Source organism: Nocardia fusca NBRC 14340 (genome assembly GCF_001618425.1).
In the GTDB taxonomy this organism is placed as follows: domain Bacteria; phylum Actinomycetota; class Actinomycetes; order Mycobacteriales; family Mycobacteriaceae; genus Nocardia; species Nocardia fusca.
In genome coordinates, this window is record NZ_BDCU01000040.1 from 22,156 (window position 1) to 45,632 (window position 23,477).

Consider the following 23,477-nt stretch of genomic DNA (forward strand, 5'->3'; position numbering starts at 1 on the left):
CGCCGGCTTCTCGCTTCCGCGCCCGCGTCGGCGGGCTCGATCCCTCTCGATTCTTGACCACTGCATTTCTCGCCCCGCTGCGCTGCCCTCTTCGGGCCGGTGCGGCGGGGCTTTCTCGTTTTTCGCGCTTCTGACCCGATCCCTGTGAAAGGTCGTGATCTGCCCATGCCCTCAGCCCTGCTCACCGAGGTCGCCTGCGGTGACTGCGCGCATACCATCCCGCCCAACCAAGACCCGATCGTGGTCGATGGCGAGTCGTTGTGCTCGGACTGCGCCGCGGACGCGGTGTATTGCGACGAGTGCAGTGAACGCACCCGGGACCCGCAGCTGACCGTCGACGACACCGAGTTGTGTGCCGACTGCGCCCGCCGGTGGACGCAGTGCGACGACTGCAACCGGCACGCCCGCCATATCACCGCGATCATCGACGGTCCGGATGTGTGCGAAGGCTGCGCCGAGGACTACCCGGTCTGCGATGACTGCTCCAACCGTTGCCACGGCACCGACCCGGTCGAGGGCGGTGATGACGTCTGCCGCAACTGCCGCCTCGAGGATTACCACGAATGCGAGGACTGCTCCACCCTGATCCGCTGGGACGACGACTACTGCGCCTCGTGCGCCCCTGATCATCCCAGCCACGACGGAATCCACGACTACACCTACAAACCCGAACCGGTCTTCCACGGCCACGGTCGGTTGTTCCTCGGGCTGGAACTGGAGCTGAAAACCCCGAACTACGCGCTTGTCGAGGCCGCCGAGACCGCGCTCGCCGAACTCGGAGACCTCGGCTACCTCAAGACCGACTCCTCCATCCACGGTTCCGGATTCGAACTCGTCTGCCACCCCATGGATTACTCCTACGCGCGCAGCGAGTTCCCGTGGTCGCTGCTCCCGCGGCTGCGGCTCCTCGGTGCTTTCACCGATGACTCGGTCGGTATCCACGTGCATGTTTCCCGCGACGGTTTCGATAGTCCCGCTCACGCGTATCGGTGGATGAAGTTCGTCTACCGCAACCAGGACCCGGTCACCGTCCTGGCACGCCGCGACACCTCCCAGTGGGCCGACTTCGGCACCTATGCCCGGGAACGGATGGCCGACTACGCCCGCGGTCGACGCAACGGCCTGCGCTACGAAGCGATCAACGTCTGCCCGGCCGACACCTTCGAACTGCGCGTGTTCGCCAGTTCCCTGCACCGCCAGCAGGTCCTGGCCGCGCTCGCCTTCGCCGACGCGTCGGTCGAATACACGCGCGGGCTGACCGCGGCGCAGATCGCGCGCCGACGCGGCTGGGAATGGGCGGCGTTCACCGCCTGGATCGCCACACGCCCCCACTACGCCGCCCTCACCTCCGAGCTCGAGGACCTCGCATGTGCATCCTGACCTTCATCAAACCCGGGATCACCCCCGACACCGACCTGCTGCTGCGCGGCGCGCTGGTCAACCCCGACGGACACGGCTACGCCCTCCACGCCGGCGACCAGATCTTGACCGGCCACAGCCTCGACGCACCCGAGCTGATCGCCGAGTTCACGAAACTGCGCACCCGCCATCCGGACGGCCCGGCATTGTTTCACTCCCGGCTGGCCACCCACGGCGTCGAAGACCTCAGCAACTGCCACCCCTTCGCGGTGGGTGGTGACCAGCGCACCGTGCTCGCTCACAACGGGATCCTCCCCAACAACGTCCACCCGGCGAAGGGGGATCCGCGCTCGGATACCCGCATCGCCGCCGAAGACTTCCTGCCCCGCCAGCCATTCGGGTCACTGGATTCCTGGGCCGGCCGGGAGCGTCTGGAGCGATGGCTGGGCAGCGACAAGCTCGTGCTGCTCACCGTCGACCCCGCCTACAAACACCCCGCCTACATCTTCAACGAACATCGCGGGCACTGGATCGAAGGCTCCTGGTACTCCAACGACACCTACCGCTGGCGGCTCTGGCTCGACGAGGCCGGCTGCGAGGCCTGCGGGGAATACGAACCCGACAGGTTCGGGCCGCATTGCCCCACGTGCGGGCATTGCGAGGAATGCCGGAGACCGTTCCCCGCGTGTGTGTGCCCTGATCTCGACGGGCTCGAACGCTACGCCGACCTCGAGCTCGATCACTGGCTCTACGACACCGCCTGACCCACACCCGGCTTCCGGCCTCTCAGACCCGCGTGCGAGCGCACTTCGCGCGGATCCCGCCGCGCGGCACTCGCGCGCCCGAATTCGAGGTGATCATGAATTCCTCCCCCACCAACGGCTCTGACGATGTTCCCGAGCGGCTGGCGGGTTCACCGACCGCTCAGGGCATGGCGGTCCCCTATATCACCGTGGCCCATCGTGATCGTTCCCGGCCGGTGTGGGGTCAGCTCGATCCCGCACGGCTGCTCACCGCGCTGGTGGACCGACTGTGTCAGATCTGCGGCCAGCCACTCGAGGACCCGGCCGTGCTGCATCTGCGCCCCGCCGACTACCTCCGCGGTATCACCCCCGAACCGGCGACCCACCAGGATTGCGGCGCGTATTCGACCCGGATGTGTCCCATGTTGGCCGGGCAAATGCAGCGCTACAACCCGGTCGTCCGGGACGAGTTCACCCGCTGCGACGACCCTGCATGTGGTTGCCGGACCTGGGGCCGTAGCGAACCCGACCCGAACCACACCCCACGCGAAGGCCAACCCGCCGAAGCCTGGTACCGGGTCGAGATCGGATTATCCGACTACCGCATCATCACCGATCCCGGCAACGACCACCAGCCCTCGATCGTCGGAATCGACCTACGAGACCTGCGCTTTCGCAGCCTCCACCGGATCCGCGACGCCGCGCCCGGCACCGGGGATCGGCAGCCGGTCGACCTGCTCGCCACGCTGATCGTGGTGCGCACCCTGTTCGGCGAAGGCGGTGTGCTCTCGTGACCGGCCTTGGCGCGGACGAGACCGATTCGCACCAGAAGTTTCTGCGACTTCGCTGCTCGGGTCGCGGAGGCGCTCGGGCCCGGCTGGACCGCGGGCCGCAGCGGCCAGGGCCTGCACCGTACGGTGCTGCACGGTCCCGTTGGCCAGTGCCTGAACCTGGCCCATGGTGATGACTCGCATCGGCGCAGCGAGCACGGACGCAACCAGATCACCACCGACTACGGCGATCTGGACCAGTATCTGGCCGTCGCCGAAGGCCACCAGCAGATCACCGTCGCCGCCACCCGCACACCCACCGAGATCGCCGCGGACATCAGCCGCCGTCTGCTACCCGAACACGAAACGTTGCTCGCGTCGTGCCGTGAGCGCGCTCACCGCGATGATCTCGCGCGGATCCGGCGCAGCCAGGTCCTCACCGATATGTGCAAAAGGCTGGTCTCGGTCACCCCCTTCGGGGAAGACAGGCTGCGGTTCGGATCCTTCGACGACCCGGTCTCCGGAGAACTGCGTGTGCGCGCCGGCGGCACCGTCGAATGGAAATTCACCGCCGACAGCGACCTCGCCCTCGAGCTCGCCACGGTGATCGGCCGCCACCGAGGGTCGTCCACCCGCTGAACCGGCCCCGCGTCGACAAACCCTCACCGTCTTCTCGCCCCGGCAACCTCCAGGAGCCCCGAATGTCCACGACCCTCGCCCCACCAACCGTCCCCGAACCGCGACGGCAACTGGCGTGGGCGGTGGCAGCCCGCGCCGCGCTCACCGACCCGGTCACCGTCCACGAACTGCTCGCCACCCGCGATGTCGAGGACACCGCAGCCGACCTCATCTCCGGTGCGGCCGGCGGGTTTCCTCCCAACCTGCGGGACCATGCCACCGAGGACCTCAACCGCGCGCACCGGTGCGGCGCTCAGTTGCTGACTTGTGAGAACGAGCAGTGGCCGCGTCACGAATTCGACGCCCTCGATACCCCCGGTACCGGTACGGTGAGCCCGGTCGCGCTGTGGGTCCGCGGCGCCGGTCGCCTGGACCTTTTCACGCAGTATCGGATTGCGGTGATCGGGGCCCGCGCGGCCACCGACTACGGCGTCCGGGTCGCCGCGGACTACGCCGGGACTTTCGCCACCGCCGGATGGACCGTGATCGCCGGTGGCGCATTCGGTGTCGACGCCGCAGCCCATCGCGCGGCGCTGGTGCGCCAGACGCCGACGGTCGCGGTCCTGGCCACCGGTGTGGACCGCGCCTACCCCTCCGCCCACGCCGGCCTGTTCGACCGGATCCGCGAAAACGGGCTGCTCGTCTCCGAATATCCGCCCGGGTCCCCCGCGGCAAAATCACAGTTTCTGCAACGGAACCGGCTCGTCGCCGCCTTGTCGCGGGCGGTGGTGATCCCCGAGTGCGGGATCCGCAGCGGCTCCCGCAACACCGCGCACTGGGCCCGCACGCTCGGGCGGCCGGTATTCGCGGTCCCGGGCCCCATTCATTCGGCGGCTTCTGCTGGGTGTCACGACCTGATCGCCACCGGCGACGCACTGCTCGCGACCGATCCCGAGCAAACCTTGCGCGCGATCGTCGGCGAGCCGATTCCCGGCCTGCGCCGTAGCTCACCGGTCTCGCTTACACCACACCACACGCCCCGCCTGACCAATTCCCCCTGACCAACCACTGGAGGTAAACCCGTGTCCGAATCGTTCTCCGATCCCCGCACGTTGACCCGCGCCGACTACGACCGCCTCGAGCATTACGGCTACGCCGGACCCACCACCGCACTCACCACCACCGCCACCGACGTCGTCGACCGGTGGCAGCAGCAATCCCCCGACTGGCGGGCCCGGCACTGGGCCTACCTCAACGACGACGGAGTCCTGCGCCTGGCGGCAGTCAACGTCGCCCGCCGCACCACCGCCACCGCGGCCTGACACACCAACCCAGCGAATCCACTCCCGCGAAGGAGCCCACATTGAGTTCGACCTCGCTCACCGTTGTCACCGACCCCGACGAAACCCCCGACTCCACACAAGCCACCGCGGAGAACCGTTCACGGCCGGCCGATGCCGCCTACATGCACCCCGACGACGTGCTGATCGCCGACAACGTCCGCACAACCTACGATTTGGCCGATCACCCCGAACAGATCGCCTCCATCCGGGAGTTCGGAGTCGGTCTGCCGATCCGCGCCGAACGCGACCCCGACGGCACCGTCCACGCCATCGACGGACAACTGCGCGTCCTGATCGCCCGCGAGGTCGGACTCGCCGAGATCCCAGTATGGATCGTCGACGCCCCCACCGGGGACGACCGTGAGCGGCGTATCGCGCGGACCTTGACCCAGATCAACCTCAACGACCGCCGCCTTCCGCTCACCGCCCGAGATCGGGCGGCCGGTGTCGCGCAGATGCTCGACCTCGGCGCGTCGGTCACCCGAGTCGCCAAAGGCCTGCAAACCAACCGCGCCGAGGTCAAACGGTCAGCGGCCATCGGGCGTTCGGCCACAGCGCAGCAGCTGCTGGGTGGTCACCAGTTCGGTCTCGACCAGCTGGCGGTGATCGCCGAATACGAAAACCTCGGCGACACCGACGCCGTCGAACGACTGTCCCGCGCCACCCGCTACAACTTCACCTACACCCGCAACCAGATCGACGCCGAACGCGCCGAAACCCGCGACCTGCTCCACGCCGCTTTGCCGTGGGCGACCTACGGCTTCGGTGTCCTGACCAACGAACCCGACACCGGCAGTGCTGAGGCCGCCTATGTCCCGGACGAGCTGCTCGCCAGCGCCGATGGTGAACCGGTATCCGAGTCCACCATCCTCGCCGACCCGGATCGCTGGGTCGTGTACCTCACCGTGGAGGAGAACGGGCTGCTGGTCGACACCACCACCGGTGAGATCGTCGATTACGACGCCGTCGATTGGAACACCGACAGCGATTCCGAGGCCACACCCGCAGACGGGTATCGACATGCCGACACTGTCGAATACCGCGACCGGTGGTCCCCGCACTACTACCTGCCCACCGCACAGCTGTCCGGCAGTGGCCTGCACCGGCTCACCGACCCGGCCCCCGAGGTAGCCGAGCACACACGGCTGGCCGCCGAACAAGCGGTCGCCGCCCGGGAAGCCGCGACCCGAGAGCGGCGGATGGTGCGCGAGCTCAACCGGCGCGGCCAATCCGCCAAAGACCGCCGTCTGGACCTGCTGCCCAAGCTGGTCGCCAAAGCCACCGCGCCCGCCGGCGCAGCGGCGTTCGTGGCACGCGCTCACGCTCACCGCTTGGCCCCCAAACCCCTCGCACTGGTGACCGAACTGCTCGGGTTGTCCGGCGGTCGCGACGCTTTGCTCGCGGCGATCGACGACGCTTCGGAGAACCGGGCCGCGACGATCAGCGTCGCTATCGAGCTCGCCGTCCACGAAACCGACATCGACAAGACCCTGTGGCGGCACCCGACCGCGGCCACCGGCCGGTACCTGCGCTTCCTCGACGCCATCGGGGACTCCTACGAGTTCGGGCTGGTCGACGTCGAGCACGCCGCCCTCGGTGACGTCGAACCCGCCGATATCGACCTCGCCCCCGCCTGACCTGCCGCCCTGCCGCCCGCGGTCGCCCCTGCCGCGGGCCGTAGCGCGGCCACTGTCCGCCGCGACCTCAAGAAGGAATTTCAACCCGTGAGCAACGCCGACTCGATCGATTTGTGGTTCCTTCTACAAGAGGTCATCTCGGTCGCCAAACACGCGATGGCGGCGAGGGAGCATTCCCGCTGTCCGTTCGCCGCCGACGAAGTTCCGACGGCGCCGTCCATGATCTGGACGAAAAACGACGGCACCTACCTCTGGAGCAACGGAGTACCTCGCCAGCAACGAGACCCCGCCGATCCGGATTCGGACCCGCTGACGGTGCATGCCCTGGGCTGGGGACCGGGCACAGGGCCCGAGGTCGGCGCGACTCCGGTCGGTGGTGATGATTTCCACGAATACATCGACCTCACCGAACAGTATTCCGACGGGCACACCCTCATCGGACTGATCCGCGACTACACCGCCGACAACGGGTGGCTGATCATCACCGCGATGCCCGGCCGCTTCGAAATCTCGTTCACCACGGCCGCACCGGCAAACGGCCGGCCGCTGAATGACCACGGCGAAGGCGGGTGCGCCCCTTGGAGGGGGGCTCATATCAGGCGCACCCACCCGCGCCACACCAGCAACCGGCTTTCAAGGGGGGATAGTGGCCCCGCCAGTGACGGGCGTCCTGCAAGGAACGAAAGCTTGCGGTCAATCCCCCGATCCCCCAGTGACGCCCACTCCACGATAGCGAACCGGCGCACACACCGAAACCCGAAACACGGCGTCTGTGGATAACTGTGCCTCAGTCGCCGCTACGGCCTCCTAGGGCTCGCCTCCTGCTTCCCAGGCAGGCACCCGGAATGTACTGGCCACCCCACCGGTGCCCCCGGCTCCTTCTGTAGGAGTTCTTGTGCCGAACTGGTGTCACAACACCCTGACTGTCCTCGCCTGCTCCGGCTCCGAGTTCGAACGATTCACTGCTGCCGTCCGGCCGACCGAAGCGCTGGCCCGGGCACACTATCCGGCCGAATCGCAAGTGCCGTTTGCGCAGTTCGTACGACGTCGCACCCACCGAAGACAGGTGGCTCTGACTACCCGCCCTGGGCGCGATGCGTTCCCTGGTTCTGCCCGAGGCCGCAAGTCACAGCCAGATGTGTTCAGCCGTCTCCCATTTCTCAGGAGGTTTCAGTGCCCGTACTCGTGTTCACCGCCCTGGTGGTCGGCTATGCCTGATGATCCCCGCACGACCGCCCCCGACGACCCCCGCGCGACCCGCAGGGAACTGGCGGCCCGGTATCTACGCGCCGCAGGTTTCGACATCGTATGCCGCCGCTGGCACAGCCCCTACGGCGTCCTCGATCTGGTAGCGCGCGATGCCGGCACCACCGTCTTCGTCACCGTCAGGACCGCGATCGGGTCCGGGTCGGGCGACGGGCTCACCGCGGGCTCGATATCGCGCGACGATCAGCAGCGGATCCGCCGGCTCGCGTTGCTGTGGCTCACCGACCACGACGGGCCCCGCCACCGCATCCGCTTCGACGTCCTCACCATCAGGTCCCACACCGACCGTGAACCGACGATCGAGCACCACCGGGGCGCGTTCTAGACGCCGGTCGGACAGGCCCAAGCACAGAACTCGGGCCCAGTCTGTCGATTCCATCGATGTGTTCGCGGCGGCCGACACCGACGCGCCCGAGCCTCTGGCGTGCGGGGCTGCCGTTGTGTCAGCACCCCTTTGAGTGAAGGAGAGAACAAATGTCCTGGGACACCTTGCTGATACTGAAGGGGAACCTCGCGGCCGATGTGGAATTGAAGTTCACACCGGCCGGTCACGCGGTCGCGAACTTCACCGTCGTCTCGACGCCACGCTATTTCGACCGCGCCGCCGGCGAGTACCGCGACGCCGACCCGATCTTCACCCGCTGCACCGCCTGGCGCCAAACCGCGAAGAACCTCGCCGAATCCGTGCTTATCTGGATCTCCAGAAGCAAACGCGCCTCTTACCAGCTCATTTCCGATATGGACATGTCCATGTCGAGCGCTTTCCGCGCTGCACCGATTTCTGTGCATTGACCGGTCAGTAGATCAATCGACTATCTGGAAGAAGGAGTTCGTCATGGCTGGAGACACGGTCATCACGGTTCAAGGAAACCTGACAGCGGATCCGGAACTTCGGTTCACGCCTCAGGGTAAGCCGGTTGCGTCGTTCACGGTGGCGTCGACGCCGCGCCGCTTCGACCGCCAGACCGGCGAGTGGATCGATGGTGAATCGCTGTTCCTGCGGTGCATCGCATGGAATGATCTGGGCGAGCATGTCGCGGAGAGCCTCACGCGGGGCGCGAAAGTGGTCGTGGTTGGGCGACTCATGCAGCGAAGCTTCCACACCCAGCAAGGCGAGAAGCGCACTGTGGTCGAGGTGCGGGCGGACGACGTCAGTGCTTCGTTGGTGTTTGCGACCGCAAAGGTCGACCGGGTCAGCAGAAACGGCCATGTGAGCGGTAGCAGCGGCTCCGGTGGCAGCGCCTCCGGCGACGATCCGTGGGCTTCAGCCGCGACTGGAGAGGCCGCATTCGCCGGCGCGCTGTAACTGGAGGTTTCGCCGATGGCCGCGAGCGGCGACGAACCGCAGTTCTGGTGCTCTCGGGGCTCCGGTCGAGCGTTGGCGGTGCCGGAGCCCCGGGTCATCGGGGCGGCCGAGCGTTGCGGAGGGCTCGAAGTTCGCCGTATGCGGTTTCGAGTTGGGCGGTCAGCTGCGCGACCTGGGTGCGCAACTGTTTGTTGCGTTCGTTGGCTGCCGTTAGTCGGGTTTGCAGCGATTCGATCGTCGCTGAGCTCGGTGTCGGCCGGCCCGCTGGCGGGTTCCGTCGTTGCAGAGCCGATATCGCGTCGACCAGGTCGGCTTTTGTGTAGATCCAGGAGCGCGAAACGCCGGCGGTCTTGGCGATGCCGGCGACGGTGACGCGACCGACGCCGCGGGCAGCTGTGGTGATCGCGGCTTCGGCCCGCTGGCGCGCGTCCGCGCTGCGCCGATGGGTGGCCTCGAGCAGGAACCGGGTGTTGTCAGCCGGCGGCATCGAGTTCTTCGACCTTCCCTCCGGCAACGATCTGGCCGTCCTGTGCCGATTCGAGCGCTTCGATGATGGTGTCGAGCTTGATCAGGGTCCGGGTGTTTTTCTCAGCGACCCTGCTGTGCCCGGCGGCTTCGGCGTCGTCGATCATGCGTGCGGTGTCCTCGCGTTGACGGCGATGCTGGCCGAGGAATTCGGTGGTGGTGATGAAGAATCGGCAGTCCAGGCAGGGGTTGGCATATTCGCAGTCGGTTTGGACCGGGGCGCCGCAGTATCCGTTCGGCAGGGTGACCTTCGCGCGGACCATGCTGAGCTTCGCCCAGGCCGCGTCGGCGAGGGGGTGATCGGCGGTGATCGTCGCGGGTTCACCATCAGCGTTGAGCTTGACAGCCTTGAGCCAGTGCTCACGCAGTGTTTCGTTGTGCAGGCGCGCGCGTAGATGGCGGTCATGTCCGGGGACATGTGGTCGAGCAACGCCTGAACCACCGGTTGCGGGACACCGGCGTTGATCAGCCTGGTCCCGACCGTGTGCCGGAACTGGTGGAAGGTAACCCGGATCGGCCGACCGTGCTCGTCGACGAGGTCCAACTCCTCGAGCCACCGCTCCAACTGCTGGCGCAACCGCGTGCCACTGGCGTATCGGCTGCCGTCGATATTGCTGTGGATCGCCGGGAACAACCACGGCGATCCGCCGGGGAATCGCTCGAGCACCGCTCGCTGCCGCGTGAAGACCTTCTCGGCCAGCAGATATGTCGGTTCGGACTTGTAGCCTCCCGCAAGTGAAAATCGAGACTGCCGTTTGCTCTGACTCCGACTCGAGTCTGCTTCTGCGCCCTACCCGAGTGCGACCCATCAGGTACGACGAGACCGTGCTGAGACAGCACATAGGCGGGCAAATCGGCAATGCAGACTCAGACAACGTACTGGCGGCGTACTTGTGGGTCCTCGAGGGGCAAGCGGCGAAACTGATGCTGGACGCGATCGCCGAGGACGAAGCATGGATCACCGACAAGCACATAGAACGCTGCCGCGCCCATTTGGAGTCGGAGAGTCCATTCGGCAAAGCGTGGACATGCACTCGACGTGAACTGGTCGCAGCGCTCGAGGCGCATCTGAATGTGTGCGAGACCGAACTGAATACGGTCCGATCGCTTCGAGACAAAGCCGCGTCGACGTTCGATCAACTGCGCGCCATGTTCGGGACAGACATCATGTCTCGATTCACCGACGATGCGGATGCGGGTGGGCTGCTCAACGTAATTAGCGACAGCTGGAACGCCTCGGGCGACGCACACGGCCGAGTGGGGCGCAGCCTCCGATCAACCAATCGGCGGATGACTGAGCTGGAGGCGCTGGAAACGAGCCGACTCGCGTTCCTGGAGTCCGGCAAGTCCGTATCCAGATCGACCATCGATCACTTCGAGGGGCCGGAGCTAGAGCGGTTGACCGCCGAGTTGCTGCGTCGAGACGGTCTGACCGTCCTGCGGGACAGCGGCGGTCCCGACGAGCATGCGATTGACGTTGTGGCACTGTGCCCGGACGAGCGAAAGGTCGTAGTCCAATGCAAGATCCGGCACAAAGGTCCAATCGGTCCTCAAATCGTGTATGCAGTGAACGGCACCGCCCGCCCGCACTATCAAGCTGACATCGCAATCATTGTCACAAACAGCCATTTCTCATCGCGCGCGATTGGATTCGCCGCGAGCCAGGGAATCCATTTGATGGACGGCCACCAATTGGAATGCTGGGCGACCTGGGGCGACAGCATCTTCGACCTGCTCGACCTACACAGTCCGAGAGTCGATGGACGCGATCAGAGCGAACCAACCAGCTGAGCGCTCCGTGTCGCCCAGCCAGACCCCCAGGACCTGGCCGATATCGGTCGCAATGATTCCTCGCCGCTTGCCTCCGAGCTGTATCCCACCCACCCCAGGCATAGCCGCGAGGACCGGAGTCGTTGCCTCGACCGAACTGTGGTGCTGTGCCATTGCCGATTCCATGACAACGAACTTCCCCTCCACGACATAGACACCACACGACCCAGTGTCTATATAGCAGCGACTCTCATCGAGCTCCTAACCGACTGAACGTCGAAGACACTCGGTTAGGAGCTCTACTTAACGGTGACACGGGGATCACGCGTGATCGTCCTCGGCAGGTTGAAACAGCGGTCGTGGCAAACCGCGGACGGGCAGACCCGCAGCATCACCGAACTCGAGGTCGACGACGCCAGCCCTCGCTACGGCACGCGACCGCGACCATTCGCCGCAACACCCGCCGCGGCGCTGAGTTCACCGGCCAGAACGGTAGCACGACCCGGGAGCCGGTCGGCGCCACCGCAGGCGATGCGTGGAGCAACCCGCCCGGGTTCTAACCGGGCTGTCCTGATGAGGAGGGAGGCAGGCGATGTCGGCGTTCATCGTGAGCAACGGGCACATCGACGTGGTGGTCAACGCGATCGCCCAATACGGCATCACCCCGAACGACGCCCGGCGCCTCGACTACCGGGCGCTGGGTCAGCTGTTGTGGGACGAGAACGTCCGCTCGGTCGATCACCGATACCGGGAATCCAATCCGCGCGACCGCTACGTCCTGCACACCACCGAAGGTGACCTGGACCCCGTAGCAGTGCTCAAAGCCGTCGATTGCTACGTCTACCAATCCTGCGAACACCCCGGCTGGGCCGACAGCGACGCCCACACATGGATGACGCGGCTGCGCGAAGCGATCTACACCGCCACACCGGGTTACCGCACCCCGGTGCCGAGCCGCTACTCCTTCGGAGAGACCGAGCCCGCCTACCTGCATGAAGTCGAGTACGAGCGGCGGCCCTGGCCGTTCCCCCGACTGGAGGACGCGCTGGCGGTCCGCGCCGGCGCATCGGCGGCAGTGGGTGCGGTGACCGCCGAAGCCTAGGCGCTTCGCCGCGTCCGCGTCCTTGCCGGACCGGTCTCCTCGGCCGGCGGGCTTCTCAAGAAGTGGTGGTGGGGAGGGCTGGCCGTCTGGTCGGCTGCCCCGCCTTCCCGAGTGCTACCAGGGTGGGGGCCCGACACGGCTCCGGGCCCGCGCCCGGTCACCACCGAATTTCCCCGGGCGCCTCGACCTCCATGACACCGCCGGTAGGCATGGGAGTGCGCGGAAATTCGGTGCTGTCCGGTTGGGCGCGTTCCCTGCGCCGTGTCGGGCCCCCACCCTGGTTGGTCGCACTCAGGCGGGTCACCCGACCAGCCACCCAGCCCCGTGTCGGGGGTTCGTGCCATCGCGCGCGAGCTTCCCCGGTACGGGGTTGCGTCGTTTCTCCGACCAGACGGGACATTGTGATGACTACTGCTGCGAATGCCACCGCCACCATCGACTCCGAGGCTGATAGCGAGACCGGGGTGTCGCCGTTCGCCGAGGCACTGTGGGAGGTCGACTACCTGCTCGACACCGACCCCGACCGAGCCCGCGGCTACTTCACCTTCGCGCTCACCCTCGCCACCCCGGCCGAACGTCAGTTTCTGGAGCGGACCGCGGACCTGCTGGCCCGCTCCCCCTGGCCGGTCGCGGCGCGTCAGCTCGGGTGGATGGCCAAAAGCCGACCCCAGCTTCGCGCGATGGTGATCGACTACACCACCGACACCGACCCCGGCCTCCACATCCCCAGCATGCCCGAGATCAGTGAAGTTCCGATCGAGACCGCCGAATGGGTGCGCCGCTCCATCCGCGACCAACGCGACCGCGAACGCCTCACCGCCACACCATCCCCGGCCACCGATGCCGCGCGGCTGCGACCCGAGGCCATCGCCGCCCGCCGCGCCCGCACCCAGACACACGCACCGGAACCCGAGGCAGTGGTGAGCTTGCGCCACCACGACCGCGACCTGCGTATCGCACGCCGCTACGAGAGCGAGTACGCGACCTACGCCGCACACCGCCTCTACGCGATCGACACCGCCGACGAACCCCGCAACACCGAAGCGGTTCCGGATCCGCGCAAACCCGCGCAGGCGGTGTGGTCGCATGTGCAGGCCGAACTGTGGGACCGCAGCTACATCCGCCACGTCGCCGAAAACTACACCGACCGCGACCGCGAACTCCTCGACCCCGAAACCCCCGCCACCACCCGGGTCCGGTCCGGCCGCCACACCGCGCTCGACGATCGCGCATCAGCGTTTCTGCGCGAGCACGGCGCCGACACCGGAACGACCGACGAACGCCCGGCCCGGTCGCGGCGGCGCCGCGGACCCGCACGGCGGCCGCGAATCACTACGGCCGACCAGATGCGATTCGCCGCACGCCGGACCGGGCTCGCGATCCCGAGTGACTACGACATCTTCCTGCCCTACAGCGAACTCGACGTCCCGAAATCGACGTGGCAGGGCTCCGGCTTGGATTACGACCTCGCCGCGATGGTCCCCTACCTCGGGTGGCCGTGTGTCGGGTGCTGGATCGACCGGCCCGATAGCGAGCGCCGCTCGGTCCACATGCGCGAGGATCGGCCGGTCAGCGACGACGGGCTCTGCGATGTGTGCCGCGCCGACGGCCACCCCGGCATCCCCGCACTCACCACCCCCTGGGGAGTGCGGGACTTCGTCGAATCCCGCTGCGCCCACATCGCCGCCACCCACCCCGCCCAGGCGCGGGCACTACTGGACCGGGTCCGCGCAGCCGCGGCGAACACCGGCCCGACCTGGCGGCTCATCACGCGCTGGATGGCGATGAACCTCGACGCGCCCGAACCGCGCCGGGCGGCGCGACCGGCGACACCGCGTCGGCGGCGGCCTGCCGCGCTCGGGGCCGGGCAGCGAATCGGCCGCTGCGACGCCTGCGCCCGATCCGCGATCGTGCACTCCGACAACTACTGCACCCAGTGCCGTATCGACCTCGGCGTCGCCACCGGAGGTGAGCCGGGCCGCCGCGCGGCCTGACCTGTCGTCTCACCCCTCCTGTACTCCGGTCCGCCGCGGTGACACCTCCTGCGGCGGACCGGCCGCCACCCTCTCACCGTCAGGAGACCCTGTTGCGTCAACGTCTGACTTCCCTCGCGTCGCGCGTGTTCACGATCGGCCGCCGCCCTCCCGCCGTCGTGGTTCGACAGGTACGGGTGTTCCTCAACCGCAGTCGCGTCGCCTTCTCTGGGTACCAGCCCGGCGCACCGCTCGTGCTCGCCTACACCTTCACCTTGCCGGCCCCGCGCGCTGTCGACGACCTCGAGGTCCTCGATCGTGTCTTCGCCATGTTCAACGACCACCCGTTGCACGCCGAGGACCAGCAGCACACTCGCGCCTGGTACGACAGCGGCCTGCGCTCGCTGTCGGTCGGCGACGTCGTCGCCCTCGACGACCGCTCATATGGGTGCGCCTCCTTCGGCTGGCACCTCGACACCGCCCTCTGGAGCCCACGCCTCTGACGACGCGTCGACGGACCACCGTCCACCGGAGCCACGGATACGGAATCTCACTCCGTATCCGTGGCTCCCCACCCCATACCGCACCACACACCCGCCACTACCCCCTGCCTCACCTCCAACTCATCACCCCTCCACACCGCATCTCACCCCCAAATCGCCTCCTCCACCCCCTTCTCACCAGGCAGACCTCTTTCATCTAGGGTAACGATTCGATAACGACCAGGGGTTTCGGTGGATTTGCCACAAAATAGGCAAATCCGGGCTCTGGAATTCGTTGCGGGAATGGGTGCTTCATGGGGGTATGACCGCGACGATTCATAAAGTCGTGGCAGGCAATGGCTATGAGTATTACCTGCGCAAGGTAGCCGCGAACGACACCGACTCCCGCGGCCGCTCCAGCCTGGCCGATTACTACTCCGCCGTAGGCGAATCCCCCGGCCACTGGCACGGTACCGGATTGGCCGCACTCGACCTCACCGCGGGTGCTGAAGTCACCGAAGATCAGATGAAGTCCCTGTTCGGGTTGGGTCGGCATCCGAACGCCACAGCCATGGAAGCCGCGGTCTATGACGAGCAGATCAGGCTCGGCGCGAAACACAAAGACGCGGTCCGCGCCGCCGACAAAGCCACCCGTTTAGGTAATCCGTTCCGGGTCTATTCCGAGAATTCCGCGTTCCGGAAACGGTGCGCGAAAGCTTTCCAGGAATACAATTCCGAACACGGATTGGACCCACACGAGGCGATTCCCGAATCCGAAAATATCCGGATCCGCACCCATGTCGCGTTCGATATGTTCACTGACGAGTACGGGCGCGCACCCCTGCATGCACGCGAGCTGTCGGGGTGGGTGGCCAAGGCCTCGCGCCCGAAGACGGCGGCGGTCGCTGGATTCGACATCACGTTCTCTCCGGTCAAGAGCGTGTCGGTGCTGTGGGCGTTGACACCGAAGGCGGTGTCGGAGAAGGTTGAGGACGCGCATCGGCGGGCGATCACTGACGCCCTGACATGGCTGGAACGACATGCCGTGGGCACCCGGTTGGGCCGCAACGGGATCCGTCACGTCGATGTCGACGGCATCGTGGCGGCCTGGTTCGACCACCGCGACAGCAGAGCCGGGGACCCGGACCTGCACACCCACGTCCTGATCGCCAACCGGGTCCGCACCCTGGACGGACGCTGGCGAACCCTCTACGGCGCCGATATCTACCGGGCGCTGGTCACGGTTTCCGAGATCTACAACACCCGCCTGGAACATCACCTCGAACATCTCGTCGGGGTCCAGTTCGCCACCCGCCCCGATACCGCTGCCGACAAGCGCCCGATCCGCGAAATCATCGGCATCCCCGTCCAGGTCATCCACTCGTGGTCACGCCGCGACGCCGACATCACCCGTCGGCTAGAAGAACTCTCAGCCATGTTCCAGCGTGAGCTCGGGCGTGAGCCCACGCCTGGTGAGGTGTATGACCTGGCCGAACGCGCCACTCTCGAAACCCGGCCCACCAAGCACCTGCGTCGTTCTTTGGCCGAGCAGCGCCGCACCTGGCGCGCCCAAGCCGTGCAGATTCTCGGCAGCCGCGAAGCAGTCGCGGAAATCGTCACCGTCGCTCTGCATCCTCTTCGCACACCGCGGATATCGGCCACGACCGAGTGGATTTCCCGTACTGCCGACCGGGTGTTGGAGGTGGTGTCGGCGCAGCGGTCGACCTGGCGCAACACCAATATCCGGGCGGAGACAGAGCGGCAGCTCCGCGGACGCATAGAGCCCGAGGAGTGGGAGTGGGCCGCCGAAGCGGTCGCCGCCGAGGCGCTCTCGCCCGCGCGGTCGGTGCAGCGTGGCGATCCCGATACCGCCGACGAACCCGAACTGGCCTCGGTGCCGGTGGCGTTTCAACGCCGCGACGGTCGCAGTGTCTACGCCGACTCCGCGCACCGGCTCTACACCTCGGCGGCGGTGTTGTCGGTGGAGCAGCAGCTCATCGGCCTCGCAGTTCAGCCAGGCGGACGGCAACTCGCACCAGACCACATCGCCACCGCGGTGCGCGAATTCAACACCGCGCACCCGGACCGGCCTCTCAACGCGGGCCAGGCCGCGGTCATCGAAGGCTTCGCCACCTCCGGTTTGCGGGTCCACGCCGCCAACGCCCCCGCCGGATCGGGGAAAACGACCGCGATGCGCGTGCTCACCACCGCATGGCACAACAACAACGGCACCGTCCTCGGACTAGCTCCCACCGCCTCCGCAGCGGCCGAACTCGGTGAGGCGATCGGCGCCCGGGTGGAGACCGTCGACAAGGTCCTGCACGTCCTCAACCAACACCAACCCGGCGTCGACAACGCCGTGCGAGCCGCCGAGAGACCGCCTGTGTTGCCGCAGTGGATCCTCGATATCGACGCCGGCACGCTCGTGATCGTCGACGAGCACGTCAAGGTCGGCAATCTGAAACGGCTGCGCCTGCTGCAATTCCTCTCCGATCGCGGCGCGACCATCCGCTGTATCGGCGACGACCGGCAGCTGCCGGCGATCGAAGCCGGCGGCGCGGACATCGACATGCACAACGCCGCGCCGGAGAACACCCTCACTCTGACCCATGTGGTGCGGTTCGCCTCAGCCGGGGAAGCCACCGGCAGCGTGCAACTGCGCGACGGGGATCCGAGCGCGTTGGCTTGGTATCTCGACCACGGTCGCATCCACGGCGGACACACGGGGTCGACCCATGACGATGCCTACACCGCCTGGATCGACGACCACCTCAACGGCCGCGACACCATCATGCTCGCCGCTACCCACGACACCGTGACTGCGCTCAACGCGCGCGCCCGCGTCGATCGCCTCACCCGAGACGGCAGTGAAACCGGCGCGGAAGTGGCGCTGACCGACGAGCTGCGCGCCTCGGTCGGGGACACGATCCGCACCCGCCGCAACGATTCGACGCTACGACTCGGCACCCGCGACTGGGTGCGCAACGGCTACACCTGGACCGTCACCGCCGTTCACGACGACGGAAGTATCACCGCCCAACACCTGCGCTCGGGCACACAACTGGGCGACAGTGTGCGGCTTCCCGCCGATTATGTGGCCGAGAATGTGCGTCTCGGGTACGCGGCGACGATCGATTCCGCGCAGGGAATCACCACCGACACCTGTCATATCGCGCTCACCGGAGGCGAAACCCGTCAACAGTTCTATGTCGCGATGACCCGCGGCCGGCACGCCAATCACGCATATGTCCCGACCGCGCTGGACGGCAGCGAGGGCTCTTTCTGGACCGAACCCGCCATCTACCCGCGCACCGCCGTGGAAGTCCTCCTCCACATTCTCGACCACGACGGAGCACAGAAGTCTGCGCACACCGCGCTCCGTGACGCTCTCGATCCACATCGCCGGATCGGGCGCGCACTCGATATCTACCTCGATCAAGTGGGCCTGGCCGCCGAAGACGCACTCGGTGCCGACGAGCTCCAACGCCTCGACGACACAGCCGAAATGGTTCGTGCCCATCTGACCGACAGCCCCGCCTACCCGGTTCTGCGCCAGCACCTCGCGCTCATCGCACTCTCCGGCCACGACCCCATCGACGCACTAACGACGGCTGCGGCCGAACGCGAACTCGACACCGCCATCGACCCCGCCGCCGTACTCGACTGGCGCCTGGACCCCACCGGCGCGCACTCCCTCCCGGCCGGGCCGCTCCCCTGGGCACACGGACTACCCGCCGGCCTCGACAACCATCCTCTCGCCACACAGTTGCGGGCACGCGAACGCATCGTTGCCGACCTCGCCGACCAGATCCGCACCACCACCCAAACGTGGACTCCAGCCACCGCCCCGCACTGGGCACGCCCTCTGATCGGCATCAACCAGGACCTGATCGCCGATCTGGCCGTGTGGCGCGCAAGCCTCCACATCAAAGACCGCGAACCGCACCCGACCGGACCCCGCCGCTACAGCAATATCGAACGCGAACACCAAGAAACCCTCGACGCCCGCCTCACCGCGTGTCTCGGTGACCGCCACCTACCCACCAATCTGTGGTCCCCACTCGCCCACGAACTCGAACCGCGGATCACCCGCGACCCCTACTGGCCCGTCATCGCCGACAAGATCGACGTCGCTCACCGCGCCGGAATCGACATCACCACCCTGCTCACCGATGCCGCCGCCACACGTCCACTTCCCGATGAAATGCCCGCCGCCGCCCTGTGGTCCCGGCTCGAACTCGAACCTTCCGCCCTCGACAACACACTCACCGCCGGACACTTGCGGCCAGGTTGGCTATCCGACCTCCACGCAGTTCTCGGTCACTACACCGCCGACCGGGTCACCGAAGACCCGGCGTGGCCCCGGCTCGTCGCCTCCGTCGACCGCGCCACCGGCACCGCCTGGTCAGCACGCGATCTGCTGGCCACCGCTTATGAGCTGCTCACCAGCGCCCAACCCGATGAGGCCCCCGGACTACGGCCCGACCAGCTCGCTGCCGCCCTGGCGTGGCGTATCGACGCACTGCTGCGCCATCTCCCCACCCTCACCACACCACCGCACACCACCGAAACCCAGCCGGAACCCACCAGCAGTACCGCATCCACCAGCCCCGAACACGATCAGGAACCACGCATGAAACCCGAGCCACAACCGCACCCGGCCTCCACATCAGCGACAGATCCCGCGAACCGAACCCACACCTCGGCTCTCCCCGACACGATCACCGCAGTGGCGCAGATGTTCGCCGCCGGCCGCGTCGAGGACGCCACTGCGGCCTTCCAACGCCTTTCACGCAGCGCGACCGCCGACCAGAAGTGGATCATCGCCGCTGTCGCCGACACCCTGTACCGCAACGCCTACCCGGTCGCGCGGGCCCGCCTGGAGTGGGCCGCCACCCGGTACCCGGACCAGGCCGCACTCATCCGCGCATGCACTCCGACAGCGGACCCTCGCACCTATCAACCCGATACCGATAGCCGACCAAGCACTTTCCGCCGCGACCGTGCGGCGCGCGATCACGAACCCGCAACACCCAGGCAACGAAGCGAACCTCTGCCAGCCGACGAACAGGCAGGCCGCGACCTGGTCCAGAACTACCTCGACAACCGCGACGACTCTCCCTTCGAGCTGCCCGATCGCACCGCCCTCGCCGATCCACCCGCCCGTGTGCCCACCCGCGACACCCTGCATCCTCGTTCTCACCGCCGCGATGAAGCCCCCGACCCGACCCCTGATGCCTACGTACTCGACTTCGACCTCGCTGCCGTGCCCGATACCCGCAGGTTCGGGTGTGTGTCCTGCGGGATCGAACGCGCCCCGGCCGAAACCCTCCCTACCCCACCACGGCGCAGCGACGACGGACTGTGCGAGGACTGCCGCGACACCGGCCACCCTGGCATCCCCGACCACGACCCCGCCGACCACATCCACACCCGGTGCACCTATATCACCGAAAACCACACGCCAGTTGCCGCCCGCGCGATGCTGCGCCGCGACTGGTACGGCTCCTTCGTCCACCGCGCCGCCATTGAGGACTGGGTCGCTGCACACCCATTCCCCGAACCAGATACCAACCCATCCGCCCAACCCGCCCCGGACAATCCACTACTAGTGCTCTCCGATGCACAGCTCGACCAGCACATCGACCAGCTCGAGCTACGTCTTGCCCTCGTTGACACCGAGACCGCGATGTATCACCCCGGGGACCAGCCGACCGACGAACTCGATACCGAGATCACCAACCGAATCGACGATATCCAGCATGAGCTCACCGCGTACCGCGGCGAACAGGAGCGCCGGAGCGCTCTAACTCCGGAGCAGCACAGATACGAACGCAGTATCCGCGCTGTCACCAACGTCGAGGACGCGGAGCCGGAGAGCTTCGCCGAGCCGAGCTTCTACGAGCCCGATCTCGATCCCTGTCTGTAGCAGCACCGAAGCTGGTCGACCCCACTCGAATAGAGACACGGCCTGCGAAGACTGGACCTGCTACCGGATCCGAGACCAGATCGGGCGCGACCCGCCGCCCATTCCTATCCATATAGTCCCGGGAATCACCCGGTGACTGCTGTCGATACCGGATCCCCGCGCACATGTCTCGCGGCTCGCCGCCTGGCTGTCTGGTCGCTACGGATTCCCGGAACCGCTGTACCAGCGGAGCGCCGCGTAACCCGCCGCGGTACAGGCCACGAGGACGGCGATAGCGATCACCACGCCCGCCAGATCCAGATCAAGCCGGAACTCGTCTCTGGCCGCCATCGACAGATGGGTGGCCATCCACGGGATCCCGACACAAGCCGCGGCCAGAAGGAGATCGGCCAGGCGCGTGCGCTCGGTCATGCAGGCCACTCCTTCCCGGGGTTCATCCGCTATCGATCGCGACCGCACCGGCGGTTCCTCGGCGCTGGCCGGTTCAGCGTAGCGGCTACGGTCGGTGCTCGTGAGCTTCAGTGCGACTCCGGTTTCCCGGGTGATCAGCGTGGTGACCGCCGCCTACCGTGTCGACGCGCAGCATATGGCCGAGGCTTACCGGTCTCTGTGCACGCAGACCCTCCCGGCGGGTTGGGAGTGGGAGTGGGCTGTTCAATCCGACGGCACCGATCACAACGAGCTACCGTTACCGGCCGAGGCGCGACAGGATCGCCGTGTTCGGCCCGGTAGCCAGCCTCGTGGTGGGCCGGCGGTCGCGCGCACCACGGCGTTGGCCCGCTACCGTGGCGAGTTCGTGCGGGTCCTCGATGCCGACGACCAGCTGCCCGGCACTGCACTCGCGGACGCGATCGCGATGCTGTCGGCGGATCCGTCGGTGGGCTGGACCGCCAGCGCGGTGCTGGACCTCGCCCCGGATGGCACGCTCACCGGCTGGCACGACAACCGCGACCAGGGCCTCCTCCCGCGCGGAACCACAATCACCGCGTGGGCTGCCGACTCTTGCGCACTCCGGATTCACCCCGCCACCCTCACCGTCCGGCGGCGTTTACTCATCGCCCTGGGCGGCTGGATGGCACTACGGCCAGCGAGGACATGGGACTACCTGCGGGACTGGACAGCCTGGCCAACGGATATTTCCTCGCCCGCCCGGGGCTCGTACGACGCTCACACCCCGGGCAAATGACCCGCGCGCCCGGATTCGACGCGCGGGTCACCGCCCTACGCGGGTTGATCGCCGAACGTGCCACCGTCCTGCACGAACTGTTTCCTGACCCCTGACCTGGACCGCTCAGGACACGCGGGCGCCCCGAGTCAAGCGGGTGCGTCCCAGGAACGTTTGTCTCGGACATAGAGCGCCGAGCCGCCGGTGCGGGGATGGCCTTTGCGGATCTGGAACAGTCGCGTGGCCTTGATCAGCCGGGTCAACCCGCTGTAGCCGTAGGTTTCACACCAGAAATCGGGGGCCAATCGTCGGATCGCGGAACCGATTTCCGGCAACGCCGCCCACCCGTCGGTGTCGGGGCAGTCGGCGATCGCGCGGCGCAGAAGGTCGATCAGGTCACGGTCGCTGCGGAGTTCGTCGGTGCGCCACTCGTGCGCGTCGGCCGCGGCTGCGTCGCGTTTCATCTGTTTCGGGGAGGAGACGACGGTGCTCAGTTTCCCGTCCCAGCAGTCACAGATCTGGGAGGACATGGCCACTCCTACTGCCAGCGCTTTGCGGTCCCGGGGATCGCGTGCGTGCGGGATACCGGCAGAGAGGCCGAAGTTGAGTGTGAGCCCGAGTTTCGGGATCAGGTCGATGACCATCTGTGACCCGAATACTTCTATCGCTGTCTCGGCGAGATCGTCGGGCAGAAACCGGATGTCGTAGGGCACGGGAATCCGGCTCGAGACGTCGGCACGGGTGGCCCAGCCTGTGACCTGTTCCGGGTTGCGGTCGGTCGGCGGCAACGACGGCGCCTTCTCCAGATACTGCACCGCCACTGCCGAGGCGGTGTGGTTGTGGTTGCGGGCGAAGGTGTACCAGTCGGGCATCGTTTCCAGGTCGGGCCAGTGCTCGACCAGCAAGATCGTCGCGGTCGTGAGCATCGTGAACCCGTTCCATCCCGACAGCAGCACCGCGGCGGTGTCGGTGACGGGTGCCCGGTAGATCTCGGCGATGGTGCGATACAGAAGTGAAACGACAGTGGGTTCGGCGGATTCGGTGTCGGCCACGGAAGGCTCCTTAGGTGGGAGGAACCATGCCCGAAGCACCACAGCCGCGAACGCGCGCGACCGGTATCCAGGCATGGTTGAGTACGACGGCCTTTCACCACCTGGATCGACTACCTCAGGAGTCCGCGGGGTGCGTCCCTGAAATTCCCGTTGCCGGAGCAACGGTCGCTTGTGTTCACAGTTTCCGTCGTTTGTTTCCGAGGCGGGCCGGCCGACGAGCACGCCTTGCCACCGGGAACAGCGCGTGAGTGCACGGCGGAGTCTTCGCCCACGTCCCGATTCCGGTCATTATGAACCACCACAAGAGATAAGGAGGCAGGTTCGCTATGCTGATCCCCCAGGGGCGTTCAGCAGTTCCTGTCGCACCGAATTGTTCACCACACTGGGAATCCATCCGGATGGTGGAGTTGCGCTGCGCCGGGTGGCCTGTTCTGCTG

Annotated in this window: 22 protein-coding genes; 17 read left to right on the top strand and 5 right to left on the bottom strand. The window is 66.9% G+C overall.

The genetic code is table 11. From position 1 onward, the window contains the following. The first annotated feature begins 165 nt into the window (after positions 1-165). The 11 genes from NF4_RS25155 to NF4_RS25205 all read left to right on the top strand — a co-directional run bounded on the left by NF4_RS25155 (position 166) and on the right by NF4_RS25205 (position 9,042). Positions 166-1,380, top strand: a complete 1,215-nt coding sequence (locus NF4_RS25155) for an amidoligase family protein (RefSeq protein WP_232330645.1) — start codon at positions 166-168, stop codon at positions 1,378-1,380. After that, complete coding sequence (locus NF4_RS25160; RefSeq protein ID WP_063129852.1) at positions 1,368-2,123, top strand: class II glutamine amidotransferase; 756 nt, start codon at positions 1,368-1,370, stop codon at positions 2,121-2,123. The genes NF4_RS25155 and NF4_RS25160 overlap by 13 nt, the downstream gene beginning before the upstream one ends. 95 nt (positions 2,124-2,218) lie before the next feature. Continuing rightward, positions 2,219-2,896 (top strand): hypothetical protein, encoded by a 678-nt coding sequence (locus NF4_RS25165; protein ID WP_157120571.1) that lies wholly within the window; start codon positions 2,219-2,221, stop codon positions 2,894-2,896. 6 nt (positions 2,897-2,902) lie between these two features. Beyond that, positions 2,903-3,511, top strand: coding sequence for a hypothetical protein (locus tag NF4_RS38045; protein ID WP_063129854.1), 609 nt, complete (start codon positions 2,903-2,905; stop codon positions 3,509-3,511). Positions 3,512-3,573: 62 nt separating this feature from the next. Beyond that, positions 3,574-4,551, top strand: a complete 978-nt coding sequence (gene dprA, locus NF4_RS25175; protein WP_198165472.1) for a DNA-processing protein DprA — start codon at positions 3,574-3,576, stop codon at positions 4,549-4,551. Between the two features lie 21 nt (positions 4,552-4,572). Next, positions 4,573-4,812 carry a hypothetical protein gene (locus NF4_RS25180; RefSeq protein ID WP_063129856.1) on the top strand — a complete coding sequence of 80 codons (240 nt, stop codon included), beginning with the start codon at positions 4,573-4,575 and terminating at the stop codon, positions 4,810-4,812. A gap of 41 nt (positions 4,813-4,853) precedes the next feature. Next, a complete protein-coding gene (locus tag NF4_RS25185; protein ID WP_063129857.1) occupies positions 4,854-6,470 on the top strand; it encodes a ParB/RepB/Spo0J family partition protein in 1,617 nt (538 codons plus the stop codon). A gap of 87 nt (positions 6,471-6,557) precedes the next feature. Next, a complete protein-coding gene (locus NF4_RS25190) occupies positions 6,558-7,250 on the top strand; it encodes a hypothetical protein (protein ID WP_063129858.1) in 693 nt (230 codons plus the stop codon). 430 nt (positions 7,251-7,680) lie between these two features. Further along, on the top strand, positions 7,681-8,061 hold the full coding sequence (locus NF4_RS25195) for a YraN family protein (protein WP_063129859.1): 381 nt from the start codon (positions 7,681-7,683) through the stop codon (positions 8,059-8,061). A gap of 149 nt (positions 8,062-8,210) precedes the next feature. Next, complete coding sequence (locus NF4_RS25200; protein WP_063129860.1) at positions 8,211-8,528, top strand: single-stranded DNA-binding protein; 318 nt, start codon at positions 8,211-8,213, stop codon at positions 8,526-8,528. Positions 8,529-8,571: 43 nt separating this feature from the next. After that, positions 8,572-9,042: a single-stranded DNA-binding protein gene (locus tag NF4_RS25205; RefSeq protein ID WP_063129861.1), complete on the top strand. Its 471-nt coding sequence runs from the start codon at positions 8,572-8,574 to the stop codon at positions 9,040-9,042. Between the two features lie 94 nt (positions 9,043-9,136). Here NF4_RS25205 and NF4_RS25210 read toward each other — a convergent pair whose 3' ends face one another. Genes NF4_RS25210 through NF4_RS36855 form a run of 3 tightly spaced genes read right to left on the bottom strand, consistent with a single transcriptional unit; the run spans position 9,137 to position 10,234 of the window. Continuing rightward, entirely contained in the window at positions 9,137-9,529 is a 393-nt protein-coding gene (locus tag NF4_RS25210) for a DUF6262 family protein (protein WP_063129862.1), read from the bottom strand. After that, positions 9,516-9,674 carry a hypothetical protein gene (locus tag NF4_RS40140; RefSeq protein WP_198165473.1) on the bottom strand — a complete coding sequence of 53 codons (159 nt, stop codon included), beginning with the start codon at positions 9,672-9,674 and terminating at the stop codon, positions 9,516-9,518. Before NF4_RS40140 ends, NF4_RS25210 begins: the two co-directional genes overlap by 14 nt. Further along, positions 9,671-10,234: a tyrosine-type recombinase/integrase gene (locus NF4_RS36855; RefSeq protein WP_369690951.1), complete on the bottom strand. Its 564-nt coding sequence runs from the start codon at positions 10,232-10,234 to the stop codon at positions 9,671-9,673. Before NF4_RS36855 ends, NF4_RS40140 begins: the two co-directional genes overlap by 4 nt. 158 nt (positions 10,235-10,392) lie before the next feature. Between NF4_RS36855 and NF4_RS25225 the strand changes: the two genes are divergently transcribed. From NF4_RS25225 to mobF, 5 genes are all read left to right on the top strand, one after another. Beyond that, positions 10,393-11,358 (top strand): restriction endonuclease, encoded by a 966-nt coding sequence (locus NF4_RS25225; protein WP_198165475.1) that lies wholly within the window; start codon positions 10,393-10,395, stop codon positions 11,356-11,358. A 571-nt stretch (positions 11,359-11,929) separates the two neighbouring features. Continuing rightward, positions 11,930-12,439 (top strand): hypothetical protein, encoded by a 510-nt coding sequence (locus tag NF4_RS38785; RefSeq protein ID WP_063129866.1) that lies wholly within the window; start codon positions 11,930-11,932, stop codon positions 12,437-12,439. Positions 12,440-12,843: 404 nt separating this feature from the next. Further along, entirely contained in the window at positions 12,844-14,433 is a 1,590-nt protein-coding gene (locus NF4_RS25235) for a hypothetical protein (RefSeq protein WP_063129867.1), read from the top strand. A 92-nt stretch (positions 14,434-14,525) separates the two neighbouring features. Then, positions 14,526-14,915 (top strand): hypothetical protein, encoded by a 390-nt coding sequence (locus NF4_RS25240; protein ID WP_157120573.1) that lies wholly within the window; start codon positions 14,526-14,528, stop codon positions 14,913-14,915. A gap of 301 nt (positions 14,916-15,216) precedes the next feature. Beyond that, on the top strand, positions 15,217-20,823 hold the full coding sequence (mobF, locus tag NF4_RS25245; protein ID WP_063129869.1) for a MobF family relaxase: 5,607 nt from the start codon (positions 15,217-15,219) through the stop codon (positions 20,821-20,823). Positions 20,824-21,021: 198 nt separating this feature from the next. Here mobF and NF4_RS25250 read toward each other — a convergent pair whose 3' ends face one another. Further along, positions 21,022-21,234, bottom strand: a complete 213-nt coding sequence (locus NF4_RS25250) for a hypothetical protein (protein WP_063129870.1) — start codon at positions 21,232-21,234, stop codon at positions 21,022-21,024. Between the two features lie 100 nt (positions 21,235-21,334). Between NF4_RS25250 and NF4_RS25255 the strand changes: the two genes are divergently transcribed. Further along, complete coding sequence (locus NF4_RS25255; protein WP_157120575.1) at positions 21,335-22,009, top strand: glycosyltransferase; 675 nt, start codon at positions 21,335-21,337, stop codon at positions 22,007-22,009. 128 nt (positions 22,010-22,137) lie between these two features. Here the strand turns inward: NF4_RS25255 and NF4_RS25260 are convergent, their stop codons facing one another. Continuing rightward, positions 22,138-23,040 (bottom strand): OST-HTH/LOTUS domain-containing protein, encoded by a 903-nt coding sequence (locus NF4_RS25260; RefSeq protein WP_063129871.1) that lies wholly within the window; start codon positions 23,038-23,040, stop codon positions 22,138-22,140. Positions 23,041-23,477 lie beyond the last annotated feature (437 nt).